The 18,234-nt window shown below is 59.0% G+C and carries 16 protein-coding genes; 2 read left to right on the top strand and 14 right to left on the bottom strand.

The window, feature by feature from the left end:
• Position 1 precedes the first annotated feature (1 nt).
• Both pncB and AC09SL_RS11555 read right to left on the bottom strand, forming a co-directional pair.
• Positions 2 to 1,231, bottom strand: coding sequence for a nicotinate phosphoribosyltransferase (pncB, locus tag AC09SL_RS11560; protein ID WP_058542448.1), 1,230 nt, complete (start codon positions 1,229 to 1,231; stop codon positions 2 to 4).
• Positions 1,232 to 1,240: 9 nt separating this feature from the next.
• Positions 1,241 to 1,888 carry a nicotinamidase gene (locus AC09SL_RS11555; RefSeq protein WP_058542449.1) on the bottom strand — a complete coding sequence of 216 codons (648 nt, stop codon included), beginning with the start codon at positions 1,886 to 1,888 and terminating at the stop codon, positions 1,241 to 1,243.
• A 181-nt stretch (positions 1,889 to 2,069) separates the two neighbouring features.
• Here AC09SL_RS11555 and AC09SL_RS11550 point away from each other — a divergent pair, with 181 nt between their 5' ends.
• Together AC09SL_RS11550 and AC09SL_RS11545 are read left to right on the top strand one after the other, a co-directional pair.
• Positions 2,070 to 2,627 (top strand): adenylyltransferase/cytidyltransferase family protein, encoded by a 558-nt coding sequence (locus AC09SL_RS11550; protein ID WP_058542450.1) that lies wholly within the window; start codon positions 2,070 to 2,072, stop codon positions 2,625 to 2,627.
• Positions 2,617 to 3,324, top strand: coding sequence for an NUDIX hydrolase (locus tag AC09SL_RS11545; RefSeq protein ID WP_058542451.1), 708 nt, complete (start codon positions 2,617 to 2,619; stop codon positions 3,322 to 3,324). Before AC09SL_RS11550 ends, AC09SL_RS11545 begins: the two co-directional genes overlap by 11 nt.
• 74 nt (positions 3,325 to 3,398) lie before the next feature.
• Here AC09SL_RS11545 and AC09SL_RS11540 read toward each other — a convergent pair whose 3' ends face one another.
• The 12 genes from AC09SL_RS11540 to atpG form a co-directional block, all read right to left on the bottom strand.
• Positions 3,399 to 4,556: a hypothetical protein gene (locus tag AC09SL_RS11540; protein WP_058542452.1), complete on the bottom strand. Its 1,158-nt coding sequence runs from the start codon at positions 4,554 to 4,556 to the stop codon at positions 3,399 to 3,401.
• Positions 4,557 to 4,916: 360 nt separating this feature from the next.
• A complete protein-coding gene (locus AC09SL_RS11535; RefSeq protein WP_058542453.1) occupies positions 4,917 to 6,353 on the bottom strand; it encodes an FAD-binding oxidoreductase in 1,437 nt (478 codons plus the stop codon).
• A 9-nt stretch (positions 6,354 to 6,362) separates the two neighbouring features.
• The gene (locus tag AC09SL_RS11530; RefSeq protein ID WP_058542454.1) at positions 6,363 to 7,520 is read right to left on the bottom strand and encodes an L-talarate/galactarate dehydratase; all 1,158 of its coding nucleotides are present in this window, start codon (positions 7,518 to 7,520) and stop codon (positions 6,363 to 6,365) included.
• Positions 7,521 to 7,591: 71 nt separating this feature from the next.
• Positions 7,592 to 9,112, bottom strand: coding sequence for a tripartite tricarboxylate transporter permease (locus AC09SL_RS11525; RefSeq protein WP_058542455.1), 1,521 nt, complete (start codon positions 9,110 to 9,112; stop codon positions 7,592 to 7,594).
• Between the two features lie 9 nt (positions 9,113 to 9,121).
• The gene (locus AC09SL_RS11520; protein ID WP_058542456.1) at positions 9,122 to 9,595 is read right to left on the bottom strand and encodes a tripartite tricarboxylate transporter TctB family protein; all 474 of its coding nucleotides are present in this window, start codon (positions 9,593 to 9,595) and stop codon (positions 9,122 to 9,124) included.
• Between the two features lie 81 nt (positions 9,596 to 9,676).
• Positions 9,677 to 10,648, bottom strand: coding sequence for a tripartite tricarboxylate transporter substrate binding protein (locus AC09SL_RS11515; RefSeq protein WP_058542457.1), 972 nt, complete (start codon positions 10,646 to 10,648; stop codon positions 9,677 to 9,679).
• 509 nt (positions 10,649 to 11,157) lie between these two features.
• On the bottom strand, positions 11,158 to 12,990 hold the full coding sequence (glmS, locus tag AC09SL_RS11510) for a glutamine--fructose-6-phosphate transaminase (isomerizing) (protein ID WP_058542458.1): 1,833 nt from the start codon (positions 12,988 to 12,990) through the stop codon (positions 11,158 to 11,160).
• A 1-nt stretch (position 12,991) separates the two neighbouring features.
• Positions 12,992 to 13,768 carry a DeoR/GlpR family DNA-binding transcription regulator gene (locus tag AC09SL_RS11505; protein ID WP_058542459.1) on the bottom strand — a complete coding sequence of 259 codons (777 nt, stop codon included), beginning with the start codon at positions 13,766 to 13,768 and terminating at the stop codon, positions 12,992 to 12,994.
• Positions 13,769 to 13,974: 206 nt separating this feature from the next.
• Positions 13,975 to 15,342, bottom strand: a complete 1,368-nt coding sequence (glmU, locus tag AC09SL_RS11500; RefSeq protein ID WP_058542460.1) for a bifunctional UDP-N-acetylglucosamine diphosphorylase/glucosamine-1-phosphate N-acetyltransferase GlmU — start codon at positions 15,340 to 15,342, stop codon at positions 13,975 to 13,977.
• Between the two features lie 115 nt (positions 15,343 to 15,457).
• Positions 15,458 to 15,883, bottom strand: a complete 426-nt coding sequence (locus AC09SL_RS11495; protein WP_003207087.1) for a F0F1 ATP synthase subunit epsilon — start codon at positions 15,881 to 15,883, stop codon at positions 15,458 to 15,460.
• A 45-nt stretch (positions 15,884 to 15,928) separates the two neighbouring features.
• Positions 15,929 to 17,305 (bottom strand): F0F1 ATP synthase subunit beta, encoded by a 1,377-nt coding sequence (gene atpD / locus AC09SL_RS11490; protein ID WP_014340987.1) that lies wholly within the window; start codon positions 17,303 to 17,305, stop codon positions 15,929 to 15,931.
• A gap of 27 nt (positions 17,306 to 17,332) precedes the next feature.
• A complete protein-coding gene (gene atpG / locus AC09SL_RS11485; protein ID WP_058542461.1) occupies positions 17,333 to 18,193 on the bottom strand; it encodes a F0F1 ATP synthase subunit gamma in 861 nt (286 codons plus the stop codon).
• Positions 18,194 to 18,234: the final 41 nt, after the last annotated feature.

The following is an 18,234-nucleotide window of genomic DNA, read 5'->3' as shown; positions in this document are numbered from 1 at the left end:
ATCAGGCTCCCAGCTGTGGATTGATCAGGGCAACGTTGAACACTTGGGCGGCGTACCGCAGAAACGACGCATCCTCGCAGACGTTCTTGATCGGGTCGTCGGAGAACTTCACGACCGGCTCACCGTGAACCCGCACCAGTTTCATGACGATACTCAGCGGTTCGACACCGTCGACATCGCAGGCCAGACTGGTGCCCATGCCAAAACCGAATCTGGCCTTGCCGCGAACATGACGCAGGATCGGCAGGCACTTTTCGAAATTGAGGCCATCGGAGAACATCAGGTCCTTGGTGCGCGGGTCGATGCCCAGTTCCTGGTAACGCTCCAGCACCTTGTCCGCCCAGACGATCGGATCACCGGAATCCTGGCGCAGGCCGTCATAGAGCTTGGCAAAGTACAGGTCGAAATCCTTGAGGAAGAAGTCGGTGCTGATGCAGTCCGTCAGGGCGATACCGAGGCGGCCGCGATACTCGCGCACCCAGTTTTCCAGCGCCGCGTTCTGGCTCTCGCGCAAGCGCCCGAGTTGTTGATGCACCATCAGCCATTGGTGAGCCATTGTGCCGATCAGGGGCAGATTGAACTCATAAGCCAAGTGAGCGTTGCTGGTGCCGACAAACACGCCAGGAAAATCGTTGCGCATGACATTCACCACTTCACGCTGGGCCCTGAACGACAGCCGTCGCCGGGTGGAGAAGTCTGAAACGCGAAACTCGGCGAGTTCTTCACGGCTGGCGTTTTTCTCCAGCCATTCGAACTTCTGGTACAGCTTGCGGGTGACGTCGGCCAACTCGACTTCGGGGTATTTCTCGCGGTTGCGCAGTTCGCTGACCATCGCCAATACCGGTTGCTCGAACATGATGCAGTGCAGCATCGGCCCACGGACGCGGATGTGCAGTTGGCCGTCGACTTGCGAAACGTGTATGTAGCGCAAATTGAAGCGAAACAGGCCGAGAAACTGTTCGAAGTCTGGTGTCAGGTACTCGCGGAAACGCTTGTTGAACAGAAACCGCTGCTCTCCCTCGCGCAGTTGCAGCCCAGCGAGCTTCTCAAGCTCTACACGAATGTCCGGGATCAGGTGACCGAGCCGCTCCTTGGAACGCACGATGAACTGGTATTCCACCTCGACATTCGGGTGTTGGTGCAAGACCGCCTGCATCATGGTGAAGGTGTAATAGTCGGTATCCAGAAGACTCTGGATGGTGCCGCTGGTTGAATCGAATGCACTGTCCATGGCGCTTCCTTATGCGTTTGCCAGGCGAATGGTTGCTTCGCGCGTCGCGGCAACCGAGACGCCCGCTTGCCGCATGTCTTGAATGGCTTGATTGGCCCCCTCCTCACTGATGGCCCGGCAGGCCGGGAGGTGAATGATCACCTTGAAGCCGGCGGCGGCCAGTTGCAGAGCGGTGGTCTTGACGCAGAAGTCCAGCGCCAGCCCACCAACAATCACTTGCTGCACACCCAGGCCGTTCAGGTACTCGATCACCCCGGTGGACAGCTTGCCGTGCAGGTCGTGGTAGCACGCGCCGTAGGGGTGCAAATCCGGCTCGACGCCCTTCCAGACGAAATAGTCGTAGTCGTAGGGAGTCGGCAGGTGATCCAGCAAAGCGAAACCTTCGGTGCCGGGAACGCAGTGGCTGACCCAGGTGATGTCGGCATGCTCGAGCCCGGTCGGCACGAACATCTGTGCGTGATCGGCGACGACCCACGGGGCCAGGGGCGAATGGGCGTCCTTGCTGCCGATGCGAAGGCTGGCCAGGGAGGCAATGAAATTCAGCTCACCGGCAATCTGGTCACCGCCCGGCACTGGAAGCTCATCAGGGCATAGCGGCGTAAAGCTCTTTTGCGCATCGACATCGAAGGAAGCGGTTTTGCGGGTCAGGCTGTTCATGCTGGGTTTCTCCTCTTCATGGCTACTAAAGTACATAATATGTACTTTCGTAACAAGCCACGCCGAGAGAATATTTTCGATAAGCCTTTTATGTCCTTATCAAACGGTTAGTCAGAACGTAGGTTTTCATCAAAAAGACTTTGCCGTTAGAGTACATCTCATGTACCAAATAGGATGAGCCATGTTCGAGATTGCCCTTTATGGCGGCGCCTTCAATCCCCCGCACGCCGGTCACGCCCAGGTAATGATCGAGGCCTCACGCCTGGCCAGACGTGTGCTGGTGGTCCCCAGCTTGCAGCATCCCTACGGCAAGCAAATGGTCGACTATGACGTTCGCCTGAACTGGCTGGAATCGATCGTCGAAAAGGTGCAGCCACTGTGCTGCGCCGAAGTGCGTGCAAGCCGGGTGGAACAGGTCGTGGCCCGTGGCGTTGAAGGCGCAATCTACAGCTACACCCTGCTCGCCCATCTCGCCGACAGCCTGGCCCTGGACGGCAAGCGGATTGCGTTGGTGGTGGGCCAGGATGTCGCGGATCGGCTGCCGACCTTCTACCGCGGCCAGGAATTACTGGAGCGTTTTTCCATTCTTTGCGTGGAGGAAAAGATCCACGTGCGCAGCACGGTGGTTCGCGACCGACTGGCCTTGGGCAAGCCGATTCCCAGCGACTGGATGGCACCCGGCATGAACCCGTTAAACTATGACCTTTACGCTACCCACGGAAATCGACATGCCCACTAGCACAGCCCCAGCGCGCGGTTATCTGCACACCATCGATCTCTGTGTGCTGCGCTTCTGCCGGGAAACCCAGGCGCTGGAAATCCTCCTGAACCGACGGGAAGCCGAGCCGTTCGCCGGCCATTGGGCGCTGCCCGGGATCGTGGTCAATGGTGACGTCGAAGATCTCACGCTGAACGACGCCGTGGAGCGTTTGCGCAACTCAAACAAGGTAGGCATGCCGCTGGCCTGGATCGAACAGGTCGGTACCGTCGGCGACGCGTTCCGCGATCCGCGCTGCTGGTCCTCCTCGACGTTCTACCTGGCGATTGTCAGCGATGCGGTCCAGCTCGCCGAACACCAAGGGTTTTTTCCGCTCAAGGATGTGGCCGACGCCTCGATCAAACTCCCTTTCGACCACAACAGTCTGGTGGCTGCTGTACAGGAGCGGTTGTTGTCCAAAGCCCTCTACAGCAGCCTGCCGCTGATGTTCCTGGGCCCGGAATTCAGCGCGCCGCAAGCGGTGAGCATTTTCTCCGTGGTGCTCGATCGTCCGGTGCTCAAGACCAGCATGCGCCAGCGTTTGCTGAAGATGACCGAGGCGGGTTATTTGCAAGAAACCGGTCGCAAAAAAAGCGGCGAAGGCGGCCGGCCGCAACGCACGGTGGAGAATCTCAAGCCGACCAGCGTTTATCTTTTTGATCGTTGTTTTCTGGAGTGACTTGTGCGTGCGGCCAGCACATCTTCCTGACCCCGACCCCAAAGGCTAGGGGCTCTGCCGGATTCGAGAACAGCTTAGGAGAGGCCTTCGAGCAATCCGGCCTCACCCAGCAGGTCCACGATGACATGCTCATCAACCGCGTAGACACCACGAGAGGCTTTCCAGACCAGCTTCTTTTCCTGAAGGGCTATGAGTGCTTGCTGAACACCCGGCACTTCGACCTTTATATCGCGCTCTGCGATACCGGCCTGCTCCATCGCTTTCGCGTAGAGCTCCATGGTAGGTGCCTCGAAGGGCGCATAGTTACCGCCTTTGGCACTCATGACGCGGATAACGGCGGACTGAATAGGGGTCAGGCTATGAATAACTTTCTTAAAGTTTGCGTTGAGCTCATCAGCTTGCGCCCGAACCAACAATGCGAATCGCTCGGGGATGGTTGCAGGGTCCAACGCAAAATCGAACCTGATCTCATCTGCGGCGGCACCTAGCAACTCAGGTCGATAACCACTCTCCCTGAACAACTCGAACACATTAGAGGGATCGAGCGGATGGGCGAGGTCGATATTCGCGCAGAACCAGTTGATGAACTCTTGATCCAGGGTTGGAAATTGAACCATGGAGGCCCCAAAGAAAGCTTGGTCCTTACTGTTTCGGAGCATGGCGAGCTTGTCCCGGTTCGATCCGGTGCACACGATGCGCAGACCATGGTGCTTCGAACTGTTGAGTTCATCCCTTGCCGCTTTCAGTGCGAAAAGCGCAGCAACGCCTTCATCCGTGGTGATCGCATGTTGAGCTTCGTCGATCATCAGGACGATGATCTTCTTCGACTCATCCGAAAGCGCCGCAAGCGCGGTGGTCAAGTCGATGTCCTTGCCCAGCCCAATCTTGTCCAGACTGAAACTCAGGCCGCCGACCGTCACCTTCTCCATACCAGCACTTTTCGCCAGACGGGTTACGAATCCTTCGCTCTGGCCAAAGGCTTCTCGGACAGCCTCTACGATGACCAAGCCAGGATCTTTCGTCAGGTCTTTCCAAAGATCGGCATACAGTACGATCGCTCCTGCTGCCTCCAATGCTGGCCGCAAATCTTCTCGAGCGAAGGTGGACTTTCCCGTACGCCGAGGAGCAGCCAGAAAGACGCCCGAACTGGCAGCGCTACCAATGGCAACCTGCATGATCAGTTTTGATAGGCGGGCAGCCAAAACGGGACGGTGGTAAACGATCTCGACCATTGGGAACCTCTGGCGGGATTCTATAGAAAATTATAGAGCGACTATAGATCAATTATTTTTAAGAGACGCCGAGTTCTCATTGGCAATTTATAGCCAATTATAGAGGGACTATAGACCGATCACCCTGAACCTGCCCAGCGCTAGTTTTTCCGATCCCGAAAGCTGTTGACGGTTGCAGCGTTGTCGCTTCAATTCATGTAATTGCTCTTGCAAGGCTTGGTAACGCTGCCAGCCATCGGCCACCAGTTGCAATGAATGCTGTTGTTTTCTAGCGGTTTCCAGCTTTTGGTGAATGTCGGTCAGATCATCATATGAAAATATTTTTTCATAATTGCGAGAATAATCGAGAAATACCTCCAGTCACTCCAGCCCGACGCTGAAAACCTTGCCGGGGTTCATCAGCCCGGCCGGGTCCAGCGTGCGCTTGATGGCACGCATCAGCTCCATCTCCAGAGGGTCCTTGAAGCGCACCGCCGCGCCCGGTTTGGCCTGCCCCAGCCCATGTTCGGCACTGATGCTGCCGTTGAAGGTGCTCGTCATCCGGTAGATGACTTGCATGATCGCGTGTTCGCGGGCCTTGAACGATGCGTCCGCATCGCCGACCGGCTTGCTGATGTTGTAGTGCAGGTTGCCGTCGCCCATGTGGCCATAGGAAACGATGCGCACGCCCGGGAAATCCTGTTGCAGGGCCTTGTCGGTGCGTTCAATGAATTCCGGGATCCGACTCACAGGCACGCTGATGTCGTGCTTGAGGCTGGGGCCTTCATGATTCTGCGCCTCGGAAATACCTTCGCGCAGCGCCCATAGCGCCGCGGCCTGTGCCTGGCTGCTGGCCAATACCGCATCGATGACCCAACCGTGCTCGAAGGCCTGGGCCAGGCCGTTTTCAAGCAACAGCGTCAAGGGCGCGTCGGGCACCGTGTCGCGCAGCTCGATCAAGGCGTACCAAGGGTGCTTCGTTTCCAGCGGATCAGTGCAGCCGGTCACATGGTCCAGGACAAAGTCCAGGCTCTGGCGCGACATCATCTCGAAGCCCGTCAGGCGGTCGGCGCACAAGCTGCGAACATGACCGATCAAGTCCACCGCGGCCTGCGGCGAAGGCAGCGCGACCCAAGCAGTCGCCGTGCTGTGGGTCGCCGGAAACAGTTTCAGCACCGCAGCGGTGATGATGCCGAGCGTGCCCTCCGAGCCGATAAACAGATGCTTGAGATCGTAGCCGGTGTTGTCTTTACGCAAGCCCCGCAAACCGTTCCAGACGCGCCCGTCAGGCAGCACCACTTCCAGGCCGAGGGTCAGCTCACGCATGTTGCCGTAGCGCAACACAGCCGTGCCGCCGGCATTGGTCGCCAGGTTGCCGCCCACCGTGCAGCTGCCCTCGGCCCCCAGCGATAGAGGGAACAGGCGTCCGGCCTGACTGGCAGCATCCTGTAGCTGCTGCAGTATCACCCCGGCCTCCACCGTGATGGTTTCATTGGCCAGGTCGAGTTCACGGATGCGCTTCATCCGGCTCAAGGACAGCACCACCTGTCGACCGGAAGCGTCCGGAATCGATCCGCCGCACAACCCGGTGTTGCCCCCTTGGGGCACCAGCGCCACCCCGGCGTCATGGCAGAGCCGCACCACCGCCGCCACTTCCTCGGTGCTGCCAGGACGCACCACCAACGCGGCCAAGCCTTGATAAGCGTTGCGCCAATCGGTCAGGTAGCCCTGCATGAGTTCGGGATCGCGCACCAGCCCGGCGGGACCGACCAAACGCTCGATATTTTCGATCAACTCCTGACTCAACAGCGACGACATCGTACCTCCTCACGCACGCTGGCCAATCTCGACCTGTTGCGCAGTCCAACCGGCGACTTGGTCGCTGAGCGACAGGCCAAGCCCTGGCCGGGTCGGCACGAGCATGCGTCCGTCCCGGGTTTGCATACGCTCGTTGAACAGCGGCTCCAACCATTCGAAATGCTCGACCCAGGGCTCGCGGCTATAGGTGGCAGCCAAATGGATGTGCAACTCCATGGCGAAATGCGGCGCGATCATCAGCCCCGCTTGCTCGGCCAATGCCTGGACCTTGAGGTAAGGGGTAATGCCGCCAACACGGGGCGCGTCGGGCATCAGGTAATCGGCCGCGCGCAGCTTGATGAACTCCCAGTGCTCGGCAACGCTGGTGAGCATTTCACCGGTCGCGATCGGTGTATCGAATTGCAGCGCCAGCGCGGCATGTCCTTCGGCGTCATAGCAATCGAGCGGTTCCTCGATCCAGACCAGGTTGTACTGTTCCAGCTGGCGGCACATGCGCTGCGCCGTGGGCCGATCCCATTGCTGGTTGGCGTCGACCATCAGCGGAAAGGCATCGCCCAGGTGTTTGCGAATACTGCTGACACGGTGCAGATCCAGCGCCTGGTCTGGCTGGCCGACCTTGAGCTTGATCCCACCGATGCCCTTCTCTCGGGAGATATCGGTATTGATCATCAACTGATCGAGCGGCGTGTGCAGGAACCCGCCGGAGGTGTTGTAGCACTGGACCGAATCACGATGGGCGCCGAGCAGACGGGCCAGGGACAGATTGGCCCGCTTGGCCTTCAGGTCCCACAGGGCGACATCGAATGCGCCGATGGCTTGTGTTGCCAGGCCGCTGCGCCCCACCGAGGCGCCGGCCCAGCAGAGCTTGTCCCAGAGCTTTGAAATATCGCTGGGGTTTTCACCGATGAGCGTGGGGGCGATTTCCTGGGCGTGGGCAAATTGCCCAGGCCCACCGGCGCGCTTGGAATAACTGAAACCCAGGCCGCGGTGGCCGTCTCTGGTTTCAATTTCCACGAACAACATGGCGATTTCGGTCATTGGCTTTTGCCGACCGGTCAGCACCTTGGCATCGCTGATGGGATTGGCCAGCGGCAGAAATACCGACGCTATGCGCAGCCAACTGATGCGGTCGTCGTCGGCTGACGGAAGAGGGGTCGGGCTTGACATGGCAGTCCTCCGGTTCGACCGGCGCAATGCAAGATTGCATTGCGCCGGCCAAAACCATGGGTTGAGCTGAATCAGCTGCGCATCAGTTCAATGGCAGCGCTCTTCTTGTGACGGATCACGGTCACCAGGTGCCAGGAGACAGACACCGCGGCGAGGGCCAGGAAAGCGGCCGAGATGGGAGTGGTCAGGAAACCGCTGAAGTTGCCATCGGACAGCATAAGGCCGCGTCGCAGGTTGGTTTCCGCCATCGGCCCCAGGATGAAGCCGATGATGAACGGTGCAATTGGCAGACCGCTTTTGACGAATCCGTAGCCCAGCAAGCCAAACAGCAATACCGCCCAGACATCGAAGATCCGGCTGTTCAAGCCAAAAGCCCCGACCACGCACAACACCAGGATGATGGGCAGCAGGATGTGCTTGGGCACCGCCAGCAATTTGATGAACATGCGCAGGCCGTAGAACTCGAGTACCAGCATGAACACCGAAGCCAGGATCAGCGCAGCAAAGATTGTGTAGACCAGCGGCGCCTGGCTGATAAACAGCAGGGGGCCGGGCTGGATGCCATGGATCATGAAACCGCCCAACAGGACAGCCGTGGTGGTATCACCAGGAATACCCAGGGTCAGCAGCGGGATCATCGCGCCGCCGATACCGGCGTTGTTTGCCGTTTCACTGGCAACCACGCCATCGATCGTACCTTTGCCGAATTCCTCCGGATGCTTCGATCGTTTCTTGGCTGCGATGTAAGAGACGATATTCGACGTACCGGCACCGATGCCCGGCAGGATGCCGATGCCCAGGCCAATCAGCGATGAACGGGTGGCGTTCGGGAGTTGGCCGACAAATTCCTTCATCGAGAAACCAAAACCTTTTACGCCTTTCATACTGACGTTCTGCGGTTTGGCCCGGTGACTCAGGCGCGCGCTTTCAGCGAACTTCAGCACTTCGGCGACTGCGAACATACCGATCATGACGGTGAGCATGGCGAAGCCGCCATTGAGGCTCGGCAGATCAAAGGTGAAGCGGCGAATGGCTTCGACCGGGGCGATCCCCACAGTGGAGAAGGCAAAGCCCAGGACACCGGCAAACAAGCCTTTGACCAGCGAGCCGGTGGACAGCGTGGCGATCAACGTCAGCGAGAAAATCGCAATGGAAAAGTATTCGTGCGGACCAAAGCTCAGGGCCAGTTCAGCCAGGATCGGGGCGATGAACATCAGCGCGGCGATGCTGAAAATCGTCCCCAGGAAAGAAAACACCACACCAACGCCCAAGGCCTTGACGCCCAGGCCCTTCTTCATCAGCGGCCAACCATCGAATGTCGTGGCGATGGAGGCCGGCGTTCCCGGTATGTTGAGCAATATCGCCGATATCAACCCTCCCGAGGTGGCACCGACAAACAGCGCGACCAGCAGCGCCAGGCCAGGGCCAGGGCCCATCGAATAAGTCAGCGGCAAACAGAGTGCGATAGCCATGGTGGCCGAGAGGCCGGGCACCGCACCAAAAACAATACCCACCGCCACGCCAAGGGCAATGAGGACAAAGACGTAGGGGGTGAGAACGGCACCGAAGCCTTGCTGCATAAGTTCAATCATGGCCGTCCCCTAGAAATCCAATAAACCGACCGGCAGGAGCAAGTCGAAGCCATGGCGAAAAATGTAAAAAATCAAGACCGCGGAAATGATCGATATCAGCGCGTACAGGGGATGCTTGACCTTCTGGTCAGCGGGGGTCAAAACGATGAACTGAGCGTAGAGAAAAAGCACGGTCATGATCACGAAACCCACGGTCTCCAGCAACGCTGTAAAAACCAGCACCAAGGCCAGGGATTTGATGACCGTTGGATAGTCAATCGACTCGGGCTTTTCGGCGGGCTCGGCCGTTTTGTCCGGCAGCTTTCGCCACGCCCACAATTGCAACGCACCCAACAGGCACAACGCGACAGCAAGTAACCAAGGCACGAACGCGGCATCGACGAAACCACGACGCGGCAGGTTCAAGGTCAACACCAGATAAGCCACGCCGGCGCCGAGCATGGCCAGGCCGGTTAGCAGCTCGTTTCTTTTATAGGAATCCATACCGGCTCCTCTTATTGGAAAGGACTGGGCGTCAGGTGCTTGCCGCCCACGCGGCGCACACCCGACCCCCGTTACGCAAAATTACTTCCCTTTACGCATCTCGTCCTTGAACTCCATGAAGCTGTCGCGGGTCTTGCTCAAGGTGGCAATAGCTTCTTCGGTGCCCTGGAAGCTGACCGGCTGCTTGAAGGATTTTTTCAGCTCTTCGGCGTATTCCGGCTCTTCGGTGATTTTCTTCATGGTGTCGGCCATTTTCTTGACGATGGCCGGGTCCGTGCCTTTCGGGAAAGCGACGACATAAGGCTTGTCCAGAATCAGATCCACGCCTTGTTCCTTGAAGGTCTTCACATCGCCCAGCAACGCGTTGCGCTCGGCGTTGGGTTGGCCAAGGGCAGTCATCTTGCCGCTGGCAATGTAATCCTGGACCGAGCCGTAGCTGATGGCGCCCAGGTCGATGCGCTTGCCCAGCAAGGCAACGATTTTTTCGGACACCGTGCCGCTGTCGACCATTTTCAGTTTCACGCCGGCGAGCTTCTCGAACATCAAGCCTTGCAGGTGAGAGAAGTTGCCCATCTCGGTGCCGTAGGTGATGGTGCCGGGCTTGGCCTTGGCTTGTTTGATCAGTTGGTCAAGGCTGTCGATGCCCGAGCTTTTCGCCGAGACGAACACCGCGCCTTTGTCGACGCCAGCGATGCAGGAGATATCAAGCGCATCGAAGCGGTCCTCCGACAGCCCCGCGACCTCGTTGACGATCAGCTGGCCGGTATGGGTGAACAAGATGGTATTGCCATCCGGCGCCGCGTTTTTGACCGCATCGGCGGCAATCGTCCCACCCCCGCCGGCCATATTGGTCACCACCATGGATTTGCCGGTGAGCTTGGTGAAGTACTTGGCCATCATCCGTGCGTTGAAATCGGTGTCACCGCCGGCGTTGGCAATCACCACCACCTGCACCGGACGGCTTGGCCAGTCGCTGGCGTCGGTGGCCATTGCCGTGCCAGCGGTCAGGCTCAGAAAAGAGGCGATCAAAGAGGCGCAGAGTGTTTTCTTCATTATTGTTCTCCAGGTGCTGCCATTCATTGTGGGTTTGAAGTTGCGCAAGAAACGAGCACGCCCAGCGCTAACGCCTGACGAGGCAAGCGTGCGGGCCTGAACGTTGGGATCGGGGAATTGGATAGCAGTTGGGAGCCGGCTTGGGGCTTTTTGCAAAGAGAGAAAGGTAGCTGGCGCCCTGCGATAACGCGTGGGACCGGTGACCTGCAAAATCGCTGGGCGGTAGATGTAGAAGACATGACTGCGCCTTTCGTTTTTATTATTTTCTATGTCATACGTTGTCGTATGACTTGATCTCATCACCTCTGTCCCGTGTTGTCAATGCAGTTGTTCGGCGGCTTGCCCTGAATACGACGAACAGGGCCGGCCGACCCAGGCGCGAATGAGCTCGGTTCCCAGCCTGACCCGGCATGAAGTCTAGTCGCCCCTAAAAAAAAACCCCCTGAATCAGGGGGTTGGTTTCTATCAGCGTTTCGGAGTCGAGCCAGCAGGCAGGATCCGCTACATCCTTACTCAACCGTGACCGATTTCGCCAGGTTACGCGGCTGATCCACGTCGGTGCCCTTGAGCACTGCCACGTAGTACGACAACAACTGCAATGGGATGGTGTAGAGAATCGGCGACAGGATGTCGTGGATGTGCGGCATGTGCACCACGTGGGTGCCTTCGCCATTGGTCATGCCAGCCTTCTCATCAGCGAAGACAATCAACTGGCCGCCACGGGCGCGCACTTCCTGCAGGTTGGACTTGAGCTTTTCCAGCAGCTCGTTGTTCGGCGCGACGGTGACAACGGGCATGTCGTTATCCACAAGCGCCAGCGGGCCGTGCTTGAGTTCGCCGGCCGGATAGGCCTCGGCGTGGATGTAGGAAATCTCCTTGAGCTTGAGGGCCCCTTCCATCGCCACCGGGAACTGCGCGCCACGGCCCAGGAACAGGGTGTGGTTTTTCTCGGCGAACAGCTCGGCGATTTTTTCCACAGTGCTGTCCATGGCCAAGGCTTCGCCCAGGCGGGCCGGCAGGCAACGCAGTTCTTCCACCAGTTCGGCCTCGACGCCCTTGCCCAGCGTGCCGCGCACTTGGCCCAGGGCCAGCGTCAGCAACAGCAACCCCACCAGTTGCGTGGTGAACGCCTTGGTCGACGCTACGCCGATCTCACGGCCAGCCTGGGTCAGCAGGGTCAGGTCGGATTCGCGCACCAGCGAGCTGATGCCCACGTTGCAGATCGCCAGGCTGGCGAGGAAACCCAACTCCTTGGCGTTGCGCAGGGCGGCCAGGGTGTCAGCGGTTTCACCGGACTGGGAGATGGTGACGAACAGCGAATCGGGTTGCACCACCACTTTGCGATAGCGGAACTCGCTGGCGACTTCTACCTGGCACGGAATACCGGCCAGTTCTTCCAGCCAGTAACGAGCGACCATGCCGGCGTGATAACTGGTGCCGCAGGCCACGATCTGCACGTTGCGGACCTTGGCGAACAACTCGGCCGCCTGTGGACCGAACGCCTGGACCAGCACCTGGTTCTGGCTCATGCGGCCTTCCAGGGTGCGTTGCACCACGGCCGGTTGTTCGTGGATTTCCTTGAGCATGAAGTGGCGGAACTCGCCCTTGTCGGCGGCTTCGGCACCGTCGCGGTACTGGACGGTCTCACGTTCCACTTCTTTGCCGTCGAGGTCCCAGATCTGCACGCTGTCGCGGCGAATTTCGGCGATATCGCCTTCTTCCAGGTACATGAAGCGGTCGGTAACCTGGCGCAATGCCAACTGATCGGACGCGAGGAAGTTTTCCCCCAGGCCCAGGCCGATCACCAATGGGCTACCGCTACGGGCCGCCACCAGGCGATCAGGTTGTTTCGTGCTGATGACCGCCAGGCCATAGGCTCCGTGCAGTTCCTTGACGGTGGCCTTGAGGGCGACGGTCAGGTCCACCAGGTCCTTGAGCTTGTGATTGAGCAAATGGGCGATGACTTCAGTGTCGGTGTCCGAGGTGAACACGTAGCCGAGCGCCTTGAGCTGTTCACGCAGGGCTTCGTGGTTTTCGATGATGCCGTTGTGCACCACCGCCAGGTCGCCGGAAAAATGCGGGTGAGCGTTACGCTCGCAGGGTGCGCCATGGGTGGCCCAACGGGTGTGAGCGATGCCCAGGCGACCGAGCAACGGTTCGGCTTCCAACGCCTGCGCAAGCTCGCTGACCTTGCCCGGACGACGCATGCGTTCGAGCCTCCGTTCATTGGTTAACACCGCCACGCCAGCGCTGTCGTAGCCGCGGTATTCCAGGCGCTTGAGGCCTTCGAGCAAGATTGCTGTGATGTTGCGTTCAGCAACGGCGCCGACAATTCCACACATGCTATTTCTCCTGGCTGACAGGCGCGCAGATCACGGTGATGCCGCGGGCCTGAATCTGATCGCGGGCCTCTACGGGCAGGCGATCATCGGTAATGAGGGTATGGACGCTGCTCCACGGCAGCTCCAGGTTGGGGATCTTGCGGCCGATCTTGTCGGCCTCCACCATCACGATCACTTCGCGGGCAACCTCAGCCATCACACGGCTCAAGCCCAGCAGTTCGTTGAAGGTGGTGGTACCTCGAACCAGATCGATGCCGTCGGCACCGATGAACAACTGGTCGAAGTCGTAGGAACGCAGGACCTGCTCGGCGACCTGGCCCTGGAACGACTCGGAATGAGGGTCCCAGGTGCCGCCGGTCATCAACAGCACCGGCTCGTGCTCCAATTCGCTCAAGGCATTGGCGACGTGCAGGGAATTGGTCATCACCACCAGGCCCGGCTGTTGGCCGAGTTGCGGAATCATGGCCGCCGTGGTGCTGCCGCTGTCGATGATGATGCGCGCATGTTCGCGGATCCGCTTCACCGCGGCCCGGGCAATGGCGAGTTTGTACTTGGAGACGCTTTGCCCGTTATCGGCCACCAACTCCTGCGGCATCGGGACCGCGCCACCGTAGCGACGCAGCAACAGGCCATTGGTTTCCAGGGCGGCGAGATCCTTGCGAATCGTAACTTCCGAGGTTTCGAAGCGCTTGGCCAACGCATCCACACTGACCTCACCCTGCTCTTGGAGCAAGGCAAGGATGTTGTGACGGCGTTGTGGTGTGTTGCGTTTCGACATGGCGGTATAAGTTTCGATTCGAAAGATAACGTAAGCAATCAAAACCTATTGAAGGGATGTCGTCAAGGCAGGAGAAGAAAAATTCAGAAATCATGAGCGCTGTGTGCGAGCGGGCTTGCTCGCGAAGGCGGTCTGTCAGTTCAGGCTGTACCGTCTGACACGACCCCTTCGCGAGCAAGCCCGCTCCACAGGGGGTTGTGGATAACTTAGCTTTTCTTGATTTTCTCCGGGCGCTTCCAGCCATCAATATTGCGCTGACGGGCGCGAGCCACAGCCAGTTGGGACTTATCCACATCCTGATTGATAGTTGAACCTGCGGCCGTGTTTGAACCATCACCGATAGTCACTGGAGCTACCAGAGAGTTGTTGGAGCCGATGAACACGTCTTCTCCAATGGTCGTCCGGTACTTGTTGGCGCCATCGTAGTTGCACGTGATGGTCCCGGCGCCAATGTTGGTGCGGGCGCCGATTTCAGCGTCACCGAGGTAGGTCAGGTGCCCGGCCTTGGCGCCTTCGCCCAGGTGAGCATTCTTCAGTTCAACGAAGTTACCCACATGGGCACGGGCTTCCAGCACAGAGCCTGGGCGCAGGCGAGCAAACGGGCCGGCGTCGCTGCCCTCCCCCATGACTGCACCGTCGAGATGGCTGTTGGCCTTGATCACCACGCCTTTGCGCAGGGTGCTGTCCTTGATCACGCAGTTCGGGCCGATGACCACGTCGTCTTCGATCACAACCTTGCCTTCGAGGATGACGTTGATGTCGATGACCACGTCGCGGCCCACGCTGACTTCACCGCGCACGTCGAAACGGGCCGGGTCGCGCAGGGTCACCCCTTGGGCCATCAGGCGGCGAGCGGCGCGCAACTGATAGTGGCGCTCCAGCTCGGCCAATTGCCGGCGATCGTTGGCGCCCTGCACTTCCATGGCGTCCAGCGGCTGCTCGGTGGCAACCACCAGCCCGTCGCCGACCGCCATGGCAATCACGTCGGTCAGGTAGTACTCGCCCTGGGCGTTGTTGTTCGACAGACGACTCATCCAGTCACCCAGGCGCTCGGCCGGCACGGCCAGGATCCCGGTGTTGCCTTCAGTGATCGCGCGCTGGGCCTGGTTGGCGTCCTTCTGCTCGACGATGGCGGTCACTTGGCCATCAACGTTACGCACGATGCGACCGTAACCGGTGGGGTCGTCCAGCTCGACGGTCAACAGGCCCAACTGTTGTGGCGCAACATGCTTGAGCAGACGCTGCAAGGTGTCGACTTCGATCAGCGGCACATCGCCGTAGAGAATCAGTACCGTATCAGCCGTGATGAACGGCACGGCCTGGGCCACCGCATGGCCGGTGCCCAGTTGTTTGTCCTGCAGGACGAAATTCAAGTCATCCGCGGCCAGGCGTTCGCGCACCGCATCGGCACCGTGGCCAATCACCACGTGAATGCGCTGTGGATCAAGTTGCCGGGCGCTGTGGATAACATGGCCGAGCATGGAATTGCCGGCTACCGGGTGCAAGACCTTAGGCAGCGCCGAACGCATGCGGGTGCCTTGACCGGCCGCGAGGATAACGATTTCGAGAGACATGACTGGCTACCAATCCTGGGTGGTCAGCGGCTGCGACCAGATGATGAGTGTCGGGAAAAGAAAAAAGGGTAGCCGAGGCTACCCTTTTTAATCAATCACACAGAAAGCAGACGGCTTAGCCGCCGAACTTCTTGCGGATCTGCTGGACGGTGCGCAGCTGGGCTGCGGCCTCGGCCAGACGTGCAGCAGCAGAACCGTAATCGAATTCCGCGCCTCGCTCGTGCAGGGCCTTCTCGGCAGCCTTGACGGCTTCCTGAGCGGAGGCTTCGTCCAGGTCGGCAGCACGTTGCACAGTGTCGGCAAGGACCTTGACCATGTTCGGCTGAACCTCGAGGAAACCACCGGAGATGTAATACACCTCGGCTTCCCCGCCCTGCTTGATCAAGCGGATCGGACCTGGTTTCAGATTAGTGATCAGCGGTGCGTGACCCAGAGCGATACCAAGATCACCCAGCTCACCATGCGCAATCACCATCTCGACCAGACCGGAGAAAATTTCCCCTTCCGCACTGACGATATCGCAATGGACTGTCATAGCCATCTGATTGCCTCAACCTAAATTAGCGCCCGTTGCCGGGCGCCGGGATTACAGTTTCTTGGCTTTCTCGATCGCTTCTTCGATGCCGCCGACCATGTAGAACGCTTGTTCTGGCAGGTGGTCGTAGTCACCGTTGAGGATGCCTTTGAAGCCAGCAATGGTGTCTTTCAGGGAAACGTATTTACCCGAGGCACCGGTGAAGACTTCAGCCACGAAGAACGGCTGCGACAAGAAGCGCTGGATCTTACGAGCGCGGGATACCAACTGCTTGTCGGCTTCCGACAGTTCGTCCATACCCAGGATCGCAATGATGTCCTTCAGCTCTTTGTAGCGCTGCAGCACGTACTGGACGCCGCGAGCGGTGTCGTAGTGCTCCTGGCCGATCACGTTCGGATCCAGCTGGCGCGAAGTCGAGTCCAGTGGGTCAACCGCTGGGTAGATACCCAGGGAAGCGATATCACGGGACAGAACGACGGTGGCGTCCAAGTGGGCGAAGGTGGTCGCTGGCGACGGGTCGGTCAAGTCATCCGCAGGTACGTATACCGCTTGGATCGAAGTGATCGAACCTTCCTTGGTCGAAGTGATACGTTCCTGCAGAACGCCCATCTCTTCAGCCAGGGTCGGCTGGTAACCTACTGCCGAAGGCATACGGCCCAGCAGTGCGGATACTTCGGTACCGGCCAGGGTGTAACGGTAGATGTTGTCGACGAACAGCAGAACGTCGTTACCTTCGTCACGGAACTTCTCGGCCATGGTCAGGCCGGTCAGGGCTACGCGCAGACGGTTTCCCGGCGGCTCGTTCATCTGGCCGTAGACCAGTGCCACTTTGTCCAGAACGTTGGAATCCTTCATCTCGTGGTAGAAGTCGTTACCCTCACGAGTACGCTCACCCACACCGGCGAACACGGAATAACCGCTGTGCTCGATGGCGATGTTACGGATCAGTTCCATCATGTTTACGGTCTTGCCTACACCGGCACCACCGAACAGACCGACTTTACCGCCCTTGGCGAACGGGCAAACCAGGTCGATAACCTTGATGCCGGTTTCCAGCAGGTCGTTGCCGCCTGCCTGTTCAGCGAAGGATGGCGCAGGACGGTGAATGCCCCAGCGCTCTTCGGTGTCGATCGGACCCGCTTCGTCGATCGGGTTACCCAGTACGTCCATGATCCGGCCCAGGGTCGCTTTACCGACCGGTACGGAGATGGCAGCGCCAGAGTCGACAACGTCCAGACCGCGCTTCAAGCCTTCGGTAGAACCCATCGCAATGGTACGAACGATGCCGTCGCCCAGCTGCTGCTGAACTTCCAGGGTAGTTTCCGCGCCTTGTACTTTCAGCGCGTTGTAGATGCTCGGTACGCTGTCGCGTGGAAATTCCACGTCGATAACGGCGCCGATGATTTGAACGATACGTCCGCTACTCATAGCTGGATCCTCTGAATATTTGAACCGTTAAACCGCGGCAGCGCCGCCGACGATTTCCGAGATCTCTTGGGTGATCGCAGCCTGACGCGCCTTGTTGTAGATCAGCTGCAAATCGCTGATCAAATCACCGGCGTTGTCGGTAGCGTTCTTCATCGCGATCATCCGCGCTGCTTGTTCAGCTGCGTTGTTCTCGACCACCGCCTGGTAGACCTGCGACTCCACGTAGCGGACCATCAAGCCGTCAAGCAGCTCCTTGGCATCCGGTTCGTAGAGATAGTCCCAGTGGTGCTTGAGTTCCTGTTCCGGGGTCGCCACCAGTGGGATCAACTGCTCCACGGTTGGATGCTGCGTCATGGTGTTGATGAACTTGTTGGATACCACGGACAGGCGGTCAATCCGGCCTTCCAGGTAAGCATCCAGCATCACCTTGACGCTGCCGATCAGATCATTGATCGACGGCTCTTCACCCAGGTGGCTGATAGCAGCGACGACGTTGCCGCCGAAGTTGCGGAAGAAAGCCGCACCCTTGCTACCAATCACGCACAGATCGATCTCGACGCCTTGTTCGCGGTTTACAGCCATGTCCTTGACCAGGGCCTTGAACAGGTTGGTGTTCAAGCCACCACACAGACCACGGTCACTGCTCACCACGACGTAACCGACGCGCTTGATAGCACGGTCGATCATGAACGGGTGGCGATATTCCGGGTTGGCGTTGGCCAGATGACCAATAACCTGGCGGATGCGCTCCGCATAAGGGCGGCTAGCAGCCATGCGCATTTGTGCCTTGCGCATTTTGCTGACCGCCACTTTTTCCATGGCGCTGGTAATTTTTTGCGTGCTTTTGATGCTCGCAATCTTACTGCGAATCTCTTTTGCGCCTGCCATGTAACACCTATCAGGTTAGCAAGCGGGAGCCTTGCGACTCC

The organism is Pseudomonas sp. PF05 (genome assembly GCF_056521845.1).
Note: the sequence above shows the minus strand (reverse complement) of the source record. Positions and strands in the feature narration are given on the sequence as shown.

Coding starts and splice junctions, on each gene's coding strand:
- glmU (WP_058542460.1), bottom strand. CDS start 15,342: ATGTCTCTCGAAATCGTTATCCTCGCGGCCGGTCAAGGCACCCGCATG.
- AC09SL_RS11520 (WP_058542456.1), bottom strand. CDS start 9,595: ATGGATTCCTATAAAAGAAACGAGCTGCTAACCGGCCTGGCCATGCTC.
- AC09SL_RS11530 (WP_058542454.1), bottom strand. CDS start 7,520: ATGTCAAGCCCGACCCCTCTTCCGTCAGCCGACGACGACCGCATCAGT.
- AC09SL_RS11525 (WP_058542455.1), bottom strand. CDS start 9,112: ATGATTGAACTTATGCAGCAAGGCTTCGGTGCCGTTCTCACCCCCTAC.
- AC09SL_RS11515 (WP_058542457.1), bottom strand. CDS start 10,648: ATGAAGAAAACACTCTGCGCCTCTTTGATCGCCTCTTTTCTGAGCCTG.
- AC09SL_RS11495 (WP_003207087.1), bottom strand. CDS start 15,883: ATGGCTATGACAGTCCATTGCGATATCGTCAGTGCGGAAGGGGAAATT.
- atpD (WP_014340987.1), bottom strand. CDS start 17,305: ATGAGTAGCGGACGTATCGTTCAAATCATCGGCGCCGTTATCGACGTG.
- AC09SL_RS11555 (WP_058542449.1), bottom strand. CDS start 1,888: ATGAACAGCCTGACCCGCAAAACCGCTTCCTTCGATGTCGATGCGCAA.
- AC09SL_RS11540 (WP_058542452.1), bottom strand. CDS start 4,556: ATGGTCGAGATCGTTTACCACCGTCCCGTTTTGGCTGCCCGCCTATCA.
- AC09SL_RS11505 (WP_058542459.1), bottom strand. CDS start 13,768: ATGTCGAAACGCAACACACCACAACGCCGTCACAACATCCTTGCCTTG.
- AC09SL_RS11545 (WP_058542451.1), top strand. CDS start 2,617: ATGCCCACTAGCACAGCCCCAGCGCGCGGTTATCTGCACACCATCGAT.
- AC09SL_RS11550 (WP_058542450.1), top strand. CDS start 2,070: ATGTTCGAGATTGCCCTTTATGGCGGCGCCTTCAATCCCCCGCACGCC.
- pncB (WP_058542448.1), bottom strand. CDS start 1,231: ATGGACAGTGCATTCGATTCAACCAGCGGCACCATCCAGAGTCTTCTG.
- AC09SL_RS11535 (WP_058542453.1), bottom strand. CDS start 6,353: ATGTCGTCGCTGTTGAGTCAGGAGTTGATCGAAAATATCGAGCGTTTG.
- atpG (WP_058542461.1), bottom strand. CDS start 18,193: ATGGCAGGCGCAAAAGAGATTCGCAGTAAGATTGCGAGCATCAAAAGC.
- glmS (WP_058542458.1), bottom strand. CDS start 12,990: ATGTGTGGAATTGTCGGCGCCGTTGCTGAACGCAACATCACAGCAATC.